The organism is Candidatus Saccharibacteria bacterium oral taxon 488, from assembly GCA_013099015.1.
Classification (GTDB): Bacteria; Patescibacteriota; Saccharimonadia; order Saccharimonadales; family Saccharimonadaceae; genus Nanosynbacter.
This window is the reverse complement of record CP039998.1, coordinates 214,893-234,103: the sequence shown is the minus strand read 5'-3', so window position 1 is coordinate 234,103 and position 19,211 is coordinate 214,893. Positions and strand designations below refer to the sequence as shown.

Sequence of the window (19,211 nt, the reverse complement as noted above, 5' to 3'; positions counted from 1 at the left end):
GCTCAGTAAATATTCAGGGGTCAGCGACAAAATAGCTTATAATTTTAAGTATTTGCGCGTCGCGATCAATGACGAGACAATGCCAATCACCGCACCGATCATAATCATCGCCAGCACCACCAGTCCAGCATACGTGGTACTAATATTCATCAAGTTATCCATCGGCAGCCGCACCGCCAGCTTGTCGTGTGCCGAAAACAGCAATAGATACCCGATTCCTGAGGCCACCAGCGCCGCGATAAATCCATACATGATCGCCTCAACGATAAACGGCCCACGAATAAATCCGCGATCGGCACCGATCAGCTTCATCATCTGGATCTCATCTTTGCGGTTAAAAATTGCCATCCTGATGGTGTTAAACACCACCAGCGACGAAATCACCACAAACACCACCGTAGCAATCGAGCCAGCGATACTGGCAAACCGTACCCAATCACCGATGGCGTTGATCGCCTCACGTCGATCGCCGATGAACGACGGTTCTTTGGTCGGGTCTTTATGCTTCTTATACAGCTCGTCGTTTTTCGTAAACTCAATCAGTGGTCGCTGGTCGTTCAAATCCTTGAGCGAGGCCCGCAGCGACGCCGGCATTTCATTGCTTGATTCTTTGATCGCCTCAAGAAACGCCGGGTCATTCTTGTGCTGCTCAATCTGTTCTTGCCGCGCCTGCTCTGCTGAAATATACGTTACCTTTTCGACATTGTGGAGCTTACTCAGGCGCGATATCAACTCATCAATCACCTTTTGCTCGGTTGAGCCTTTGAGGAAAATTGACATATCCGCCTTGCGTGAAATTGTATCGACTGAGTCAACCAGCACTTGGCGGGCGGCTATAGTGAGGGCGATGATCAATAGCGTCACCGCCATCACCGCAGTCGCTGCAATCGTCAACCAGGTGTTACGGCTAAAATTATTGATACCATACCGGCACATTCGCCAGAACGTCAGCACTCGACGGCGACGCTGCCGCGTGCGCTTAAGGACTTTGGGATCGACGCGCGCCTTGGCGGCGGCTTTACGTGAAATATCGGTCATTGCTTGTAACTCCCCTTGGCTTGATCAGAGGTGATTTTACCGTGATCAATGGTGATCACCCGGCGTTTGAGCTTATTGACAATATCGACATTGTGCGTGGTCAGCAGCACCGTGGTGCCGTATTTGTTAATCTTTTCCAGCAAGCGCACAATATCCCAGCTATGCTTGGGGTCGAGGTTACCGGTCGGCTCGTCCGCGATCAAAATCTTTGGCTGGCGTACCACCGCCCGGGCAATTGCCACCCGCTGGCGCTCACCGCCAGATAGCTGGTGCGGGAAATTCTTTTCCTTGCCTTTCAGCCCCACCAGCTCGATCACCTTTGGCACTGTTGATTTGATCTCGCGGTTAGTCATCCCGGCAATCTCCAGCGCGAAGGCTACATTCTCAAACACCGTCCGGTTTGGTAGCAACTTGAAATCCTGAAACACCACGCCAATCTTGCGGCGTAGCAGCGGGATATGCTTGTCCTTGAGCGTATCATAATCAATCCCACCGACGACAATCTTGCCACCAGTCGGCTTCTCCTCGCGAGTCAGCAGCTTGAGTAGCGTCGACTTCCCCGCGCCCGACGTTCCGACCAAAATCACAAACTCGCCCGGTTTGACATGAACACTCACCCGATTCAAGGCCGGCTTGTTGTCCTTGCCATATGTTTTGGTAACCCTATCTAACAAAATCATTTCCATTAGTATAGCAGATTTTTTACGATGGCGCGAATCAGCGCGACGAACCATGCTACACTAGACATATGAAACCTTCAGCTACATTACTCAATCGCCTCAGTATCATGTTTATCGCCCTCAGTATCATTGGAGTCGGGTTAATGATTATCAGTAATATCAGCGTGCCACTCCTGCCGGATACGTTTGACGCGGCGCGACCGCAAGACACCTGGTCGTGTTGCGAGGCTCCTGGACAAACTGCTAACGCTCTACGCTGGCCACTCTTCCTGGTCGGTGGACTATTCCTATTTATCAGCATCGTCTGGGGTATATATTACCTCGGACGTGGACTACGACAGCTCGTGGGGCAATCACCTGATGAGTCAGCGCAACCTGTACGGCGCACCTATAGGATACTGGAGATTGGCTTGCGACTATTGGCGCTACTTATGGTCATGTCGCTTGGCGCCACGCTTATATGCCTATTCCTCACGCCCCACGTCACGCTACTACAAGACATAGCACAACACAGCGGTATTTTCGTATATATCATGTACACTGCGACTGGGCTGCTCCTGGCTACCGGCTGTCTCGCCTTACCGCTTTATACGCTTATTGGCACCAACCGCTGGCAGAACAAGGCAATTACCGATAAAAATCGATGGCTCGCACGCCACACGTCGACACTGGTATGGTACGGCCTCGCCATGGTGTGCTTTCTGGTGGGTACATGTGCGTGGCTCTATTACATCATCGGCGATGACACTAACCGAAAATATCCGATCGACGTTCTCGTCAGGCAAGCTGCTTGGCCATTCGGCGTACATTTCCTGTCCGTCATGGTCATCAGCCTCATCGCCTTTGCCGTGATGATCACCATTGCTGTCTTCCGTCAGCCGCGCGACTCACGCAAATAAGCCGCCATAAATTCATCAATATCGCCATCCAGCACCCCTTGGGCATTACGATTCTCGTGCTTAGTGCGCGTATCCTTGACCAGTGTGTATGGGTGCAGGACATAATTTCTGATCTGGCTGCCCCAGTTGGCTGACTCGCCAGCCCTGAGGTCAGACAGCGTTTCGGCGTGCTGCTCCAGCTTCATCGCCAGCAACTTGGAGCGCAAGATTTTCAGCGCTGTCTCTTTATTCTGAATCTGCGAGCGCTCGTTCTGAATCGCCACCGTGATTCCCGTCGGCACGTGCGTCACCCGCACCGCCGAATCAGTGGTATTCACACCCTGGCCGCCCTTACCGCCCGAGCGATACACATCAATCCTCAGATCATTCGGGTCAATCGCAATTTCATCCGGCGTATCAATCTTTGGCAGCACCTCCACCAACGTAAAGCTAGTCTGGCGCAAATTATCAGCATTGAACGGACTGAGGCGCACCAGCCGATGCACGCCATTTTCTGAGCGCAATTTTCCATAGGCAAACGGCCCAGAAATTTCCAACACCGCCGTCTTTATCCCCGCATCATCATTGGTTGAGCGCTCCAGCGTTTCGGCTTTCATCCCTGACTTCTCCGCCCAGCGTAGATACATCCGCTCCAGCATGGCCGTAAAATCCTGCGCATCCAGCCCGCCTACGCCGGCCGAAATTCGCACTACCGCCTCGCGGTTGTCGTATGGGCCGCTGAACAGCAGATCAGTCTTGCGCCGGGTAAACTCCTGCTCCAGCGCCGCCACCTGCGCCTCAAACTCCGGCAGTAGATCATCGTCGCCCAGCTCCATCAACTCAGCGATATCCGCCAGTTGCACCCCCAGTGTCTGCCACGGCTCAACTGTCTGACGCAAGCTAGCCGCCTTTTTCGCTAAGGCCTGCGCCTCGTCCGGATTATGCCAAATCTCCGGCTGATTAAGCCGCTCGTCCAGCGCCGCCATCTCCTGCTCCAGCGCCGCAAAATCCAGCGCCGCCTTGGCCTGTTCTACTTCTGACTGCAGGGTTTGGATGCGTTTTTTGAGTGGTTGCATGGGTACTATTGTAACAATTTTGCTATACTTTTTGTATGAAGATTGGCATATTTGATACGGGAACTGGCGGCAAATTAGTAGCAAAGAGGCTGAAAAAATTACTGCCGCAGCATTCGTACATCACGGCGATCGACCGCGAGCACGCACCGTACGGCAATCGTTCACCGGAAGAGATTATCACGCTAACCGATGCTGCCATTCAGCCGCTGCTATCATGCGACATTATTGTTATAGCATGCAATACCGCCACGACCAACGCGATTGGCTCGCTGCGGCAACGTTACCCAGATGTATGCTTTATCGGCTTTGAACCGATGATCAAATCGGCCGTCATCCTGACCAAATCACATCATATTACCATGCTGGCGACAAACGCCACCAAACACAGCCAGCGTCTGCGTGCGCTTATCAGTGAATATGCTGCTGGTATTCATATTGACACACCAGATACTCGCACGTGGGCGCGCATGATCGATCAGGGTTTGACTGATGACATCGCACTTGGTGAAGTAGCAACCAGTGTCGCACATGGCAGTGATATTATCATCCTCGGCTGTACACATTATTTGGCACTTGAGAAACGATTGAGTCATCAGTTTCCTCACTGCCTCATTATTGAACCTACCGTAAACATCGCTAAACGTATTAGTGATTTCGCCAATTAACTGTTATACTACCCCTATGAATCAAGATATCGCTACCATCCTCGTAACTACTGAACAAATTAATGACGCGGTGGCGCGGCTGGGTCGGGAGCTGACTAACGAATACCAGGACAAGAATCCGCTCGTCATCGGCGTACTGCGCGGTGCGGCGCCGTTCATGATTGATCTGGTGCGCGCCATGGATTGCTATATGGAAATCGATTTCATTGACGTCTCTAGCTACGGCGACGCAACTGAATCATCCGGCGCGGTCACTATTCTCAAAGACATTGATAGCGACGTTACTGGGCGGCATATTTTGTTGGTCGAGGACATCGTCGATACCGGCCGAACGTTGGAAAAATTGCTAGAATTATTCGCTGGTCGCGGTGCGGCCTCGGTCAAAGTCTGCTCACTACTCGACAAACCCGAACGACGTATCGCCAACGTCGCCGCCGATTACGTCGGCCTGTCCGTCCCTAACGAATTCGTCGTCGGCTACGGCCTAGATTTCCGCCAACAATACCGAAACCTACCGTATATCGGAGTGTTGAAGCCTGAGGTGTATCAGGGATAAAGCTTCTCCACCGCCGCCACAAACTGCTCGCCGCGGTCGACGTAATTTTTGAACATACCAAAGCTGGCGGCCGCTGGACTGAGGATGACAACATCGCCCGGGCGAGATAATTGACTGGCTTGGGCAACGATATCCACCATCGTTGTCTGACCGAGCACCACTGTTGTCGCCGTCACCGACGCTTGATGCAGTGACTGCTCAATCTTCGCCGCATTCGCCCCGATAATGATCACCGCCCGCACTATTTGCTTGACAATCTCCGCGGCCATTTCATCATAATCCGCCCCCTTGTCGTACCCGCCGACGATCAGCACTTTCGGTGCCTCAAACGCCCGCAGCGCTGCAATGGCACTGCCTGGCGTGGTAGCGATACTGTCATCGTAATACTTCACACCGTTTTTCTCAGCAACAAATTTTAATCGATGCGGCAATCCTGTGAAACTCTCTAGTCCAGCCGCGTACTGCTCGTCAGTCACTGTGATCGGCAATTCCGTCACTGCGCTCATCGCCGCACACGCATTCTCGAGGTTGTGCGCACCCGGCAGCCGCAAATGATCGGTGCGACAAATCCGCCGATCTTGCACGCAGAAGTAGCCGTCCCGGATATACACCTGATCCTCGTCGGGGGTAGCATAGCGGTACGCGAAATTTAACTCATCATCTCCGCAGTATTCACTACATGTCTCACAGTCACACCCATACAACGGCCTATCAAGTAGTGTGGTGGCTACCTCCCGTGAGTATTTATTCGTTGGGTGATATAAACATATACCATCCTGTTGGTGACGATGAATATTCTTCTTGGCATCGAGGTACTCGGCAAAATCCGTATGTACCTCCAAATGATCCGGCTCGATCATCAATACCACGGCAATGGTCGGCGATTTCTCGAGATCCCACAGCTGAAAACTCGATAGTTCGTACACAACGAAGTCATCCTTTGTGATGCTTGGCAGCGCGTCCAGTGCCGGCACACCGATGTTCCCAACCAGATGCACCGTCTGACCGGCCGCCCGCAAGATTGCCGCGATCAGACTACAGGTCGTACCCTTGCCTTTCGTCCCCGTGACACCGATAATCGGTGCTGGGCATTTGTCAAAAAACTCATTGGTCGCCGACCATATTTTGCCCGACGTTTTGAGCAGCCGCGGCGGCACACCCGGTGCTCGCACCACCATGTCGGCATCCTGCAGCTGCTCGGCGAACACCGACTCGCCAGTCCGCACTGCCACGCCATCCGGCACATCTTCAACCGCCTTCTGGTCAGCAATCACAAACTCAGCATCAGGAAAAGCCTGCTGAAAATATCTCAAACTTGATATACCCTCAAGGCCATAGCCAGCGATAATGATCTTCATAGCTTCTATTATACCATCAAGAACTTCGAGATATTGGAACATCTAGCGCTGAATTGACTACATCTCTCTCCTGCAGCTTCTTACCCCACTCTTTACTAAGAGTATCAAAACTAACTCGGGCAACCACATACGATTCCGCTTTATGCCGACGTAGCTCTACGTTAACAGCAACTGGAGGGATTAATCCGGAATCTATATGGGGTTGAAGGCGATGCAAAAGATCGTCTCGGATATAGTCGACGATATAGTCACCAGTAACCTGCGGCACAAAATCATAGCGTAGCAAAGGCCTGCGTGGGAACCGGGATGAAACTGTTGGGTTTTTGTCATCGCTGTTTTGATTAACAAATATAGCCCGCTCTTGACTGGCAACACTAGGGTATATTCCATCCCCTTTCTGCCGATCCTCCAGGGCGCGCTGGCGTACAACTCGTGCAAACTCAGCAATTTTGGAGCACCAATGCAATATAGCGAGGTCATCTGGCTGTAAAATAACCTCATCGTTCTCTGGAGTTAACTTTTCAGAACCAGCGGTACTATGCTGCGAAGCATCACTCCGAATCGCGTGTTCGCCTATCTCTCGCAACACTGCATCACTAACGGCCTTCTCTTTAACTCCTTCATCAATTTGTCGTGGATATACGTTAGCCCTAAAAATTACCGAGCCATACGGAAGCGCCGGAAGCCGATCGTCATAGGACGACTTAACTGTACGCGCTTCAATGATAATACTCTCGGGAATAAGCCCAGAGTCGACATACGGCTGAAGTCGCTTTCTCATATGGATTTCGATAAGTTCCTCCTCATCCTTTGGACGCAACGAATTCCTATTAGTCTCAGTCGCCTTGCATACTTCATATAAACAAATCGCATCATCCCTATGCCTATTGTTGAGATTGTCGGTATAATCAAGGGGCATACTCGCCACAAGATGAACAGCGGAAGGATCGATAGGCCGCGAGCCATTTATAATACTCCTGCGCAGATCACGCACTTCACGATAGATCGTACTGACGAGTGCCAACACATTTCGACCCTCTAGTATGCGGCCCTTATCAATATCCCGCTCTAGTGTTTCAGCAGCCGCATCACTACGCTCCTGATCAGCAATCATCCGCCCGAGCAGCTCCGCTCGCTCCTGCTCCGATATTGCTGGACCAAGATCGGTCTCTACTAGATTATGTTCATGCATGTTCTACTCCTCTCGCATTGCGACTAAATAAACCGGCTATTCCAAAGACAGTCCACTCACCTCAGTCCAACTGAATAACCCCATAGTAATGGTAATACACAAGGGTTATCTTTCTCAAGCATAAGCGCAGGAAGATCCCGCCTAAAACAGCCCCTCGAGCTTCTTCTGCAGTCGCCCGAGCAGCTCTTTATCGCCGCTACTCACGCCAGCAAGCACCCAGGTATTTGCCGCAAAAAACTCTCGCGCCACCCGAACGATTTGATCGGCAGTCACTGCCAAAATCGCTGTCGGCACGCCCTCATAATTCTTGACGAAATCATCGGCAAAATAACGCCCGGTATAAAAATTACTGATTTGGGCCACCGTCTGTGCCCCCATCTGGTAACGGCCCAGCGCATACGATTTGGCATTCTCGATATCCTCTGAGGTGATCGTTCCGTTCAGCACTCGGCGCAGTTCGCGCACGATGATATCGAACAGCGCCTCTGCTGTCTCGAGGTTGACCTGGCCGCCAAAGTCCCACGCCGAATCATAAAACCCGACCGAAGTGTCGCTGAACACACCGTAAGCCAGCCCCTTCTTGCGCGCCGCCCCGAAAATCCGCGAGCTCATCGTCCCGGTCAAGATATGATTCAAGCAGCCCATAGCGTCAGAATCCTCATCGCTCAGCTCACGCGGCAGATTCATCGACCAGCCAAATGTCAGATTCGAGGCCTCCTTGCGGCGGACAAAAATCGGCGCGGCACTCGACAGGTTATCGTGCGGAATAGCAAATCGCTCGCCCGGCTCTAGCTGCCACTGCTCCAGCGATTCACGAATCGTCGCCATCCGCCCGGTCAACTTGCCGGCCACCACAAACCGCATATTATTGAGGGTATGTGTCCGCCGATGATGCTCCTTGATGTCTTTTAGGGTAATCGCGTCAATCGTTTTCAGCCGCTGATTATATGTCAAAATATCCTCGCCCAGTGCTTGCTGAACCCGCGGCCACATCACGCGGTTGTGGTTATTGAGATAGCCGGTCAGCTCGCTCCGAACGTTACCTTTCTCGGCCTCTAGTTCTTCGGCATTAAAGCGTGGTGTGGTGATCGCCAGCCGCTGTAATTCCAAAATCCGATCCCATTCAAAATCCGCGCAGGCCGCCTCGTACACCATTGAATAATCAGAGGTGAACGCATTATGATAGGCGCCATTCTTGGTAAACTCCTGCTCATACGCGTGCTCCGAACGAAACTTCTCATTCGCCCCAAACGCCATATGCTCCATGATGTGCGCCGTCTCGTAGATATCCTTGTCGCGAACGTAGCGGTTGCCCGCTCGAAACTGCACCTGAAAGCTCATCACTGTCGCGTCCGGCACATCAATAAACAAGCCTTTCGCGCCGTTTTTCAATTTTATTTCTTTGACCGTATGTTTCATCTGTCTGTCGCTCTCTGCCCACCGGTTTTAGATTTATTTGCGATTCTTTTTGCGGTTTTGGCGCTGCGCTTTTTTCTTCTTGCGTGCTTGGTTTTTGGCACGGTTCGACTCGGCGTTTGATTTGCCCTTTTTCACCGAAAAGTCACCGTCGCGATTTTCCTCGCCCGCACCAACTTCATTAACGCCACGCTCAACTGCGCTTTCCACTAGGCGCGTTAGCTCGGTATCATACTCATCATCCTGCGACTGGCGAATCACTGCGTCAGATTTATGAATATGAAAAATTGTGTTCAGAACTTCGTTACGCAGATTTTCCTGGAGGCTGGTGAACAATTTTTGTGACTCCGCCCGGTACTCTACCAACGGATCGCGCTGCCCAACGCTGCGCCAGTGAATGCCTTCGCGTAGGTGTTGCATATTCTCTAGGTGCTGCATCCACAGGGTGTCGAGCACCGCCATATACACCTCGCGCTCCACACCGCGCAACTCTTCAGTACCGATTTCTTCATCTTTTTCCCGGTAGGCCTGGTGTGCTAGTTTCAGGGCTTTTTGGAGGCGTGGACGGTCTTTTTTCTCGCGGCCAACCTTGCGCACGGCCGCCTCATCGACCGGAAAGGCCGAGGTAAATTCCTCGATAAACTTCGGGTTGTTTTTGGTCGGTAGCGTCACTAGCTCTTTGACTCTGTCTCGCAACAACCGCTCAATTTCCGGCTGGATATTATCGCCTTCAAGGATTTTTCGCCGCATCGTGTAGACCACACGGCGGTGACGATTAATCACGTTGTCGTACTGAACAACATTTTTGCGCGTATCAAAGTTGTAGCCCTCAACGCGCTTCTGGGCTGCCTCCAATGTCTTTGACACAGCGCGGTTTTGAATTGGCGTATCTTCGTCCACGCCCAGCCGATCCATCAACGCCGCGATGCGCTCGCCCTGGAAAATTCGCATCAAATCATCTTCGGTTGACACATAGAACTGCGTCTCGCCCGGGTCGCCCTGACGACCGCCGCGACCGCGCAGCTGATTGTCAATGCGGCGTGACTCGTGCCGCTCCGAGCCGATCACCACCAAACCACCCAATTCCTTGACGCCCTTGCCCAGCTTGATGTCGGTACCACGTCCGGCAATGTTTGTCGCTAGCGTAATCGCGCCCTTCTCACCAGCCTTCTCGATGATGGCAGCCTCACGCTCATTGTTCTTAGCGTTCAAAATCTCAAACTTAATGCCTTCTTTTTCCAGATATTTAGCAATCTGCTCGTTCTTAGCAATCGAACCAGAACCAACCAGCACTGGCCGGCCTTGCTTGTGATAATCTTTGATGGCTTCAGCCACCGCCTTCAGTTTGCCCTTTTCGGTCTTGAAGATCAGGTCTTCTTTATCGTCGCGAATAACTGGCTTGTTCGGCGGAATTTGGATGACGTCCAGTGAATAAATTTGTTGGAACTCCTCCGCCTCGGTGAACGCCGTACCGGTCATACCGGAAAGTTTATTGTACAAACGGAAATAGTTCTGGAACGAAATGGTCGCCAGCGTCATGCTCTCCTCTAGTACTGGCACGTTTTCTTTAGCCTCAATCGCCTGGTGCAAGCCTTCGTTGTAGCGGCGTCCTTGCATCAAACGACCGGTGTGTTCATCGACGATGATCACTTCGCCGTCATTGGTTACCACATAATCTTTGTCGCGCTTGAACAATGTTTGTGCTCGCAGCGCTTGGTCCATGTGGTAAACGCTGCGCACGTGGTCTGGCGTGTATAAATTTTTTATTCCCAGCAGTTTTTGGACTTTCTCCACGCCCTCGTCGGTCAGCGCCACGCTGCGGCGCTTTTCATCCAAAACATAGTCCTCTGGCACTAATTTACTGGCAACTTTAGCGAAAGTATAATAATTGTCAGGGTTCTCCGCTGCTGGCGCCGAGATGATCAGCGGAGTACGCGCTTCGTCGATCAAAATTGAGTCCACCTCGTCAACGATGGCGAAGTTCAGCTCGCGTTGCCTGAGCAAATCAACGTCGTTAACCATGTTGTCGCGCAGATAGTCAAAGCCAAACTCGTTGTTAGTGCCGTACGTAATGTCGGCCGCGTAGGCTTCTTTACGAGTGACCGGACGGAGCTTGCGCATGCGCGGATCGTCGTGATGCTCATTATCATACTCTTTGTCGTACACAAACGACGCTTCGTTGATGATCACGCCAGTGGTCAGGCCTAAAAAGTCATACACCTGGCCCATCCAGCCAGCGTCGCGCTGCGCCAGATAATCATTGACGGTCACCACATGAACGCCTTTTTCCTCCAGCGCATTCAGATAGGTCGGCAGCGTCGCCACCAAGGTTTTACCTTCACCGGTCTTCATCTCGGCCACATTGCCCTCATGAAGCACCATGCCGCCGATTAGCTGAACATCGTACGGACGCTCGCCGATGACGCGCTTGGCTGCCTCGCGCACCACCGCAAAGGCATCCGGCAAAATCGTATCCAGTGTTACGTTTTTCTTCGTCAGACGCTTTTTCAGCGCCTCCGTCTGTGCCCGCAACTCCTTGTCCGACAGTTTTTCATATTTTTCGGACAGACCGTTAATTACGTCAACTTGCTTACGCAGCCGCTTCAAAATCTTCTTCTGCGGATCGCCAAAAATCTTACTCAGCGCCTTTTGTTGTGTCATTGCCATAAACTCAAAACTCCCTCACTTTCAGGCATTTTCAAAACTGTATACAATTATACCGTGCAGGGCTGGAAAATTAAAGGGTGTTTGGGCACGGAGTTAGCCAGACCGCGCTGGCGCAATATCGCCCATCAGAGAACGCAAGCCTACAATCTCAGTCCCTTTCGATGCATTACAGTAATCGACTACCAGCATATAATCCCTAGGTCCAATCTCCCAGCCAACACACGGAGCATAGGTATCGTTGCCGACGACGAACCTACCTGCCGCCCAAGAGCGAGTATCGGTATCCACTGGCAATATACCCTGGCGAATACGGTGCACTTGATAGGCAGCATAACAGACTACTGGCACAGCCGACCCATATTGTGTTATCTGATCGTAGGATAGACCACACTCCTCTGGTTCTTCATTATTAAATAACATGAAAGCCGTCCATTTATTATCACCTACAGCCGTCAGTCGCCAATTGTCTACCGTGTCTTTCATTATACCATTCCAATTAGAAACCACTCCCCCTTCCATGCTCCAGTCACAACCAATTCTCTCAAACGTGTCCTGTGGCAACGTTAGTGGCGCCACTACCAAGTCATACCCTGGCCACATCCTTTTTAGTTCTGCTAGCCAACCAAAATCAATACCACCCTGCGCCAATTCATCTGGTGTCGGTACATCAATACCTGCCTCAGCAAAAATTGCTTTATAATCCTCAAAATCTCGCTTAAATAGTTCTTTAATCTCTGGGTTCGCTATAACTTCCAGCGCGCCAAAGCCAATCTCACTTTCCTCCCTAGCCTTCCTAACAGCGCCATCAAGCGCGCCAAATATTACCGCAGAACCAATATTTTTACCAGTATGAACTTGCCCCTCCTGAGCTCGCCCCCATGCGTCCTCGGCAGCGGTGAGAATTTCCGGTGGAAGAATTTCAGGCATACTCATATACTCTGCCCTAAAAGCCAATCAGCTTTCATCTGTCTCCTCGTTATCTCCTGCTTCTTCCGATGTATTTCTCAGCATTTCCTCCGGCAGCAAATCATGATACTCAAGGATATGATGCATTACTTTGCGGTCATTCGGGTTCTTGATGCCATCCAGGAATGTTTGACAAGCCCGCTTCAGCGACACCACTCCATAACTGCCGGCAACTTTTCGTAAAATATCCACCATGGTACGCGGTGCCAACACTGTTTCCTCCAAACCAGGACGATTATCGACCATTCTCTCTGTATCAATGAACTGATCGTAGCCTTCGCCATTGGTGCCGCTAAATATCTGTTGGCTCAACCGAGCTGCCCTCACGAAATTCTCAAAATCCCCCTCATCAATATCTGGCGGCAACTCGCCTCGTTTCGTCGCCACCGCCGCCATGGCCAGCTGAGCATTCTCACGCGGATATTCGTCATAGCCCTTGTCGTGGTCAGGGTAACGCACGCGATTGATATTTGCCCCAAACCGGTTTTGGAACTCAACGCTCAAATCATCCACGCCCTTGTAACGTTTTGACTTTTCATTCGCCGTGGCGATGATACAAAAGCCCGGTTGAACCTTAACAACCCGCCCAGAATCTTCCTGTACCGTAAATCTATCGCCTGGGCGCAACTGCATAATTTTGTTCAAGCGTTTCAACAGTTCTGGTGGCATGGCGTTAATTTCATCAAGGATAAGCGGCTTACCCTGCTCCATGGCACGGATAATCGGCCCCGGCACAAACTCGCTAACACTCGCACCGTTTTTCTCGCGCAGCTCTTGCTTACCCATCAACTGGTAACTATTGACGTCACCATATGCGCTGACGAACTCAGGTTCAACCCCAAAATACGTCTGCACCATATACTCCGCCATGGCAGTTTTGGCACCGCCCGTCTCACCGACGAACAACGTTGGCTCACCCCGCATCATAGCCGGCAGCGTCTCGTCAATGATTGTTTGCATCTGTTCAGTCATCAACAAACCACTGTTCAGTTGTCGTTTCCACTCACGGACTTGTAGACGAGTCACTTCCTCCAAAAACTGCTCCCTGCTACTATTTGGCGGAATATCGATATTCTCATCAACCTCGGACAACTGCTTTTGCCATGCAGCTATTTTTCGCCTCTCGCCTGCCGTCAAAGAACGGCCTGTTTTCGCCGCCCTACTACGCAAGTTTGCCATCTGCTCGCTAATATGCTGTTTTCTGTTCTGGGCATGCAAAAACCCAGCTGCCGCACGGGTTGCCGCCATTTGTTCACCACGATATTCCTCGTCAAACCGCTCCATCAACCCGGTATCTTTGCGTAGCTCATGTAATTTCGCATGATACATGTACCATTCTTCCAGATTGTCGGCTACATCAGGGTGCTCATCCTTAAAGCTTTCCCAGCGCTGCAGCTCCTCGTCACTTGTGTCGCGCGGCATCTGCTCTTCCCAATTCGGCTCCGCCAAGCCCAACAAAAAGTTCTCACTAATTTCACTGACGTCTATATCCGGCTCCTCCAAATCTGTCCGGCGCCTCGACTCATTGATACGCGCAATATGTGGCGCCGCCAGTCGCTCCAAGAGCTGCCGATCTCCTATGGCCACTGCCCGCCAGTCAGCCCTAACTGCCTGCATACTTTCCTGCAGACCAGTCATCAACTCCACAACACCATCCACCGTTCGATCATCCATGTCTGGAGAATAATAACTTTCTGAAACGCGAGGCTCGAGCCGTAATTCGGTTTCAGTCATGACAGGTTTTGATTCAACTGTTTTCATAGAGTATGTTGGTATTTTAATTATATAGCCCGTATTATATACTATAATCATAAGGTTTGTAAAGAAAAATGACTGAAACACTACAGATACCAGCAAGTGATATAGAGCCACCGGAATTGACACCCGAGCAAGAAGCATTGGTCGAGGAATTCCGAGTTGCCCTTGATGATGCTGAAAAGTTTTTACTAGATCAAAAACCAGCAATCTGCCGGTTGACTGGTCTAGAAGTACGGGCTGTGATTGGCAAAGGCTGGGCTACGTATCCTGAAACTGGCTTGGTTACCATCGATCCGTTATTCTTTATCGAAAAAGGCTATTCAGCCAATCACTGTGTTTTTGCCATCCTGCATGAACTAATGTCACATGTACGCGATATCAAGCGTGATCCCGTATTCGCGGCGCGGCAACATGCATTCATCATGAGTGGCAAAGACCCCCAGGAGCAGCAAGCACGGAGCATTTTCAATAATATCCTGACCGATATCCACGGTAACAAACAGATCATGAACATGCTACCTGCCATGCGAGAGGTCGGTGCGGATCTTTATGATAATCGCCTATTTCCGACAGAGCGAGATGGCGAGATAATTGATTACACCAACATACCAATGCACCTACAATTCCTCTATAAAATCATCCGCCAGGAGATGATACCAGGTAGCGAAACGCCTGTTCGCCAAGAAGTCGATGAAGCCATAGACCAGCTGCGCAACTTTCAGAGTGGACAGGTTGACCTCATCTCGTTCCTGACTGATCCTGGCGCAAGGGGTTCTAATGGCAAGAAACTCTCCGGCAGTGACCGTTTTGATTATTGGCTCACGCAGATTTGGCCAAAATACGAAGCTCTCATGAAATTAGACAAACAAGAGGCAAAAGACGCCCAACAGCAAAACAACAACCAGCAAACTAACAGCAACACCACCGAGCAGCAAGATACTGACCCATCACAAAACGATAATACTAAACAAGACAGCAATCCATTTGCGGACGCCTATGCCGATTATTTCGACAACAAGCATCCCGAGCCATTCAGCCCCGAAGAACACGAAAAAATCCATAACGCTATCGACAAAGCTGCTCAAGAAAAACGCCACGAAACCATGACACCCGAACAGCGAGAACGCGCCCGTCAGATAGCGGCCGACCGCCGCTACCAAGAGCAGACTGGACATTCACTACACAAAAAGCAGCATTACGATAACGAAGTCAAGCGACTACATGGGCAGATTGATCAGATGCGCCAAGTCTTTCGATCAGTCTTGAATGAAGTCGTTACCACCCGCCGCGGTCTCGGTCACCGCGCTCACCAAGATGGCGATATCCTCGACCCTAACCGCCTGGTGCAAACCATCACCGATATCAAGAGTGGCATCGCACCAGAAGCGTTCCAGCGCTATGAAACCGTGCGTGGGCGGGCGGAACTAAACTGCAAGACCGACTATTTCTTTGTGTTTGACTGCTCTGGTTCCATGGGCGGTGCGCCTGCAAAAGCCGCCGCCAGTTGTGCCGTCATCATGCTAGAGGGACTCGCTGGTATGGAACGTGACATCCGACAACTGGAAGAACAACAAAGTATTGATTTGTCCGATCTATCAATCCGCACATCATTATATACATTTGGCAGCAACGCAACATGCCACAAGCCGCTTGGTAGCAGTCTCAGTGATAAACAGCGGCTTGATACATACGCGGCTGTCACCGCAGCCGATGCGGGCGGTACAGCGGATTATTTAGCTCTCCAGGAAATTACTCATCTGCCCCATGACCATGATCGCCAGCGAATCATTGTCGTCGTAACTGATGGCGCAAGTAATAACCCCGACGCCACCCAAGCAGCCATCAGCCAGCTTCGCCGTGACCAGAACACCGTAGTATACGGCGTATCTATTGGCTCAGACGCCGCTGAGCAGCTGTACGCCCCGAACGCCAAACTTATCAACGACCCTAAAGACCTGCCAAATGTGTTACAATCATTTATAGAAACAACGATTCAAACATAAAAAGAATAACATATGGCTAATCTCAATCTACTATCACCAGACATTCAAGCCGCGGCGAATAATGCTTGGCAGAGGGCTCAGGAAAGACAAGAGGCTCAGTCTCTCGATACCACCAGTCAGGGTTTTGGTTCTGCAGCACTCCTAGATACCCTCAATACTAATGTAAAAGAAGCTAGGGGGAAAGGTAAAGCCGGATTTAGCAAGCTGGAAATTATAACCGATCTAGAAACAAAGCAGGCTTTTGAAACAGCTTTTGCCCTATCCGAGCGTTTGGTTGGCCACATCGGTCTTTCAGCGCCAACACCAGAACAAATGGTGTCTGTCGGTGTTAACCTTCAATACCTAGCCGAACAATTTGAACTCACGGAGGAAGAAGAAGGTGTCGCCCCACACGTTGTTCTGGCGCCCCACGGTCTTGGCAAGCAAAACTGGCTGGCCATCGCTCGAAAAATGACTAGTGATACGAATATACCAAACAACCCCCTACAAATTAGAGAGCATGACCATGGATTACATATTGATCGGAGTGTTAAAGATAGTGCTTGGCATAGCTCAGACCAAGTACCGACCTCAACAACAACCCCAGCATTAAACAGGTTGCCGACTCACCAAGATAAAAGTCACCCAAATATAAAGTGGACTCTTCGCCTCCTTTCTGGCAGAGAACAACCAAATCGCACCTTCATTTCCTACCAACAGAGCCAGGAGCAGACTCCCCCCATAGAACACCAGACCCTGGCCGAAGGTTTAACTGATAAACTTACCGCTATACTAGCTGGCGATAAGCCAACCGATGAGAACTACTATTCGCTGTGTCAGCAGCCCGACCCAGATGCTACTCAAATCCTATCTATTCACTCAAACGTACACTACGGTCTAATATATATTAGCTGGGTAAAAACCTATCACAGAGACAGAGAGGTTGGTATTCGCTCCCCGATTGGCTAGTCAGCACCCCTACTGCTCGCGCTGGAAACCGCGCTTGAACCGTGCCAGTACGCCGCGGCTGCTGCCAACGTGCGCCAACACATCATCCTTATACTTACGTAGCTGCCCATTCAGCTTCGCCTCAACGATATCCACTGCTGCTAGCACGTTCATCGTCGAATCTTTAGCGGTGATCTTCTTGTCCGGTACATTGATAATCACTTCAACCTCATACTTGTTGCCGCCAGGATTATCGATCTGCTTGATCTTTACATCAGCGGTCGCGCTCTTGCGGGCATGTCGCGGTAAGTACTTGCCCAGCGCACCGATTTTGCGCTCGACGTATTTCTTTGTGGTGTCCGTCAACTCGTATTTGACACCGGTAATGGTAATATCTTTGATCATAATTCCTCCTTTTACTTATACCCTAGCGCGGCAAAACAACACCCGCGTCCTTCGCCATTTTTAGTAATTCTTCGTTAATCACGAGCAGCTTTTCTTTCGACGACATTTTGGCAAAGCTGGCGCTCATAAATGATTTGTTCGGCTTGCCGTAAATAACATCGTATATCTCTTTAATGTCGTTCGTCAGTGCCTGTAGTCTGCCTTCAACCACGCCATCAGCGATCGCGCCCTTGATCCATTGCTTGTCATCGTTCGTCAGTGCCATATACCCTCCTAGGCTCCATTATATCATCTCGCGGCCGTTCATATATGGACGAAGTGCTTCTGGCACCACGACATCACCCTCGGCGGTCTGGTAATTCTCGATTATCGCCACCATACAGCGCCCCAGCGCAAAGGCCGTCGCGTCATTCGTGTGGATCAATTCAACCCCGTTATCCGTACGCACCCGCGTCATCAAGCGACGCGCCTGATAATCCGTCATGTAATCAGCGGTATGCGTCTCGCGGTACTTGCCCTGACCTGGTAGCCAGACTTCCATATCGACACCGCGCGCATTTGGCTTGCCAATATCAGCGGTGCATTTCATCAGGACATGGTACGGTAGCTTGAGATGAGCCAAAAGCCATTCTTGAATCGCGATAAATAGCAGGTGCTCGTTATAACTATCCTTCGCCTCGGTGAAGCTCTCCATCTCCAGCTTATCAAACTGATGCATCCGAATCAGACCCTCCATGTCCTTGCCGTACGTCCCCGCTTCTTTTCGGAAACTGGTGGCAAAACCCAAGTATCGTAGCGGTAATTGCTTGGCGTCAAAAATCTCACCCGCGTGCATGCTGCCGAGCACATGCTCAGCGCTCCCCTGTAGCCACAGCTCCTCGCCCTCGATCTTGTAGCGATCGTCACTCGGCTGGAGGCGATCCATCTGATCATACGGTTCGGTGCGGATCATCAGTGGCGGCAGCACTGGGGTGAATGGTTTTGTATTGACATCAAGGCCAGCCTTTTCGGCGATCTCTTTGATCACCGCTGGGTTCGTGAGAGATGTGATCACAAACTGGATAATCGCCTGTTGCAACAACACCAAATCCCCCATGATATAAGCAAAACGAGCACCAGCAACCTTGGCGGCCCGCTCTTTGTCGAGCCAGCCTTTTGCCTCGGCAATTTCGTAGTGATTTTTCGGCGCAAAATCAAAGGCTGGAATATCACCGACTACCTTTACTTCAACGTTTTCGTCTTCACTGAGACCAACTGGCACGTCGGCGTGCGGCATATTAGGAACCTGCTTTAGTAGCGTTATGTAGCGTTCCTCGACCTCGCTCAGCTGAGCCTCGAGCCCGCTCAGCTTGGCCTTGATCGCCTTGCCCTGCTCAATCAAACTTGGCTCAGGCTTGCCGCCCTTCATTTTAGCAGCAATCTCATTACGCTGCTGACGCAGCTCGTCAACCTGGCGCTGCATCTCGCGACGCTCGTCATCTAATTGCAACAATGTCGCAATAGACACGTCGCACCCCTTGTGTTTCGCCGCAGCCTGCACTGCCTCGGCGTTATCTCGAATAAAGCGAATATCTAACATGGTATCATTGTAGCAGATATACGATAATTTATCTCGCTAACTTGACC

General features: G+C 51.0%; 17 protein-coding genes. 5 read left to right on the top strand and 12 right to left on the bottom strand.

What is annotated here, in order from left to right; genetic code table 11:
- Positions 1-36 precede the first annotated feature (36 nt).
- Together FBF29_01200 and ftsE are read right to left on the bottom strand one after the other, a co-directional pair.
- Entirely contained in the window at positions 37-1,038 is a 1,002-nt protein-coding gene (locus FBF29_01200; protein ID QJU07318.1) for an FtsX-like permease family protein, read from the bottom strand.
- On the bottom strand, positions 1,035-1,724 hold the full coding sequence (ftsE, locus tag FBF29_01195; protein QJU07317.1) for a cell division ATP-binding protein FtsE: 690 nt from the start codon (positions 1,722-1,724) through the stop codon (positions 1,035-1,037). Before ftsE ends, FBF29_01200 begins: the two co-directional genes overlap by 4 nt.
- 62 nt (positions 1,725-1,786) lie before the next feature.
- Between ftsE and FBF29_01190 the strand changes: the two genes are divergently transcribed.
- Positions 1,787-2,617, top strand: a complete 831-nt coding sequence (locus FBF29_01190; GenBank protein QJU07316.1) for a hypothetical protein — start codon at positions 1,787-1,789, stop codon at positions 2,615-2,617.
- Here the strand turns inward: FBF29_01190 and FBF29_01185 are convergent.
- The gene (locus FBF29_01185; GenBank protein ID QJU07315.1) at positions 2,593-3,672 is read right to left on the bottom strand and encodes a peptide chain release factor 2; all 1,080 of its coding nucleotides are present in this window, start codon (positions 3,670-3,672) and stop codon (positions 2,593-2,595) included. The two genes, FBF29_01190 and FBF29_01185, sit on opposite strands and share 25 nt — an antisense overlap.
- 35 nt (positions 3,673-3,707) lie before the next feature.
- Here FBF29_01185 and FBF29_01180 point away from each other — a divergent pair, with 35 nt between their 5' ends.
- Positions 3,708-4,337, top strand: a complete 630-nt coding sequence (locus tag FBF29_01180) for a hypothetical protein (protein QJU07314.1) — start codon at positions 3,708-3,710, stop codon at positions 4,335-4,337.
- A 16-nt stretch (positions 4,338-4,353) separates the two neighbouring features.
- Positions 4,354-4,893: a hypoxanthine phosphoribosyltransferase gene (gene hpt / locus FBF29_01175; protein ID QJU07313.1), complete on the top strand. Its 540-nt coding sequence runs from the start codon at positions 4,354-4,356 to the stop codon at positions 4,891-4,893.
- Here the strand turns inward: hpt and murD are convergent.
- From murD to FBF29_01145, 6 genes are all read right to left on the bottom strand, one after another.
- Positions 4,884-6,293, bottom strand: coding sequence for a UDP-N-acetylmuramoyl-L-alanine--D-glutamate ligase (gene murD / locus FBF29_01170; GenBank protein ID QJU07312.1), 1,410 nt, complete (start codon positions 6,291-6,293; stop codon positions 4,884-4,886). The two genes, hpt and murD, sit on opposite strands and share 10 nt — an antisense overlap.
- On the bottom strand, positions 6,268-7,443 hold the full coding sequence (locus tag FBF29_01165) for a hypothetical protein (protein QJU07311.1): 1,176 nt from the start codon (positions 7,441-7,443) through the stop codon (positions 6,268-6,270). The genes murD and FBF29_01165 overlap by 26 nt, the downstream gene beginning before the upstream one ends.
- A 141-nt stretch (positions 7,444-7,584) precedes the next feature.
- Complete coding sequence (locus FBF29_01160) at positions 7,585-8,862, bottom strand: insulinase family protein (GenBank protein ID QJU07310.1); 1,278 nt, start codon at positions 8,860-8,862, stop codon at positions 7,585-7,587.
- A 33-nt stretch (positions 8,863-8,895) separates the two neighbouring features.
- The gene (gene secA, locus FBF29_01155) at positions 8,896-11,520 is read right to left on the bottom strand and encodes a preprotein translocase subunit SecA (protein QJU07950.1); all 2,625 of its coding nucleotides are present in this window, start codon (positions 11,518-11,520) and stop codon (positions 8,896-8,898) included.
- A 99-nt stretch (positions 11,521-11,619) separates the two neighbouring features.
- Positions 11,620-12,453, bottom strand: a complete 834-nt coding sequence (locus FBF29_01150) for a hypothetical protein (GenBank protein ID QJU07309.1) — start codon at positions 12,451-12,453, stop codon at positions 11,620-11,622.
- A gap of 27 nt (positions 12,454-12,480) precedes the next feature.
- Positions 12,481-14,391 (bottom strand): hypothetical protein, encoded by a 1,911-nt coding sequence (locus FBF29_01145; GenBank protein QJU07308.1) that lies wholly within the window; start codon positions 14,389-14,391, stop codon positions 12,481-12,483.
- Between FBF29_01145 and FBF29_01140 the strand changes: the two genes are divergently transcribed.
- Positions 14,322-16,253 (top strand): VWA domain-containing protein, encoded by a 1,932-nt coding sequence (locus tag FBF29_01140; GenBank protein ID QJU07307.1) that lies wholly within the window; start codon positions 14,322-14,324, stop codon positions 16,251-16,253. The genes FBF29_01145 and FBF29_01140 overlap by 70 nt on opposite strands.
- 12 nt (positions 16,254-16,265) lie before the next feature.
- Positions 16,266-17,201 carry a hypothetical protein gene (locus FBF29_01135; protein QJU07306.1) on the top strand — a complete coding sequence of 312 codons (936 nt, stop codon included), beginning with the start codon at positions 16,266-16,268 and terminating at the stop codon, positions 17,199-17,201.
- A 9-nt stretch (positions 17,202-17,210) separates the two neighbouring features.
- Here the strand turns inward: FBF29_01135 and raiA are convergent, their stop codons facing one another.
- Genes raiA through serS form a run of 3 tightly spaced genes read right to left on the bottom strand, consistent with a single transcriptional unit; the run spans position 17,211 to position 19,164 of the window.
- Entirely contained in the window at positions 17,211-17,585 is a 375-nt protein-coding gene (gene raiA / locus FBF29_01130) for a ribosome-associated translation inhibitor RaiA (GenBank protein ID QJU07305.1), read from the bottom strand.
- 22 nt (positions 17,586-17,607) lie between these two features.
- A complete protein-coding gene (locus FBF29_01125; protein ID QJU07304.1) occupies positions 17,608-17,850 on the bottom strand; it encodes a hypothetical protein in 243 nt (80 codons plus the stop codon).
- A gap of 18 nt (positions 17,851-17,868) precedes the next feature.
- Entirely contained in the window at positions 17,869-19,164 is a 1,296-nt protein-coding gene (gene serS / locus FBF29_01120; GenBank protein ID QJU07303.1) for a serine--tRNA ligase, read from the bottom strand.
- Positions 19,165-19,211 lie beyond the last annotated feature (47 nt).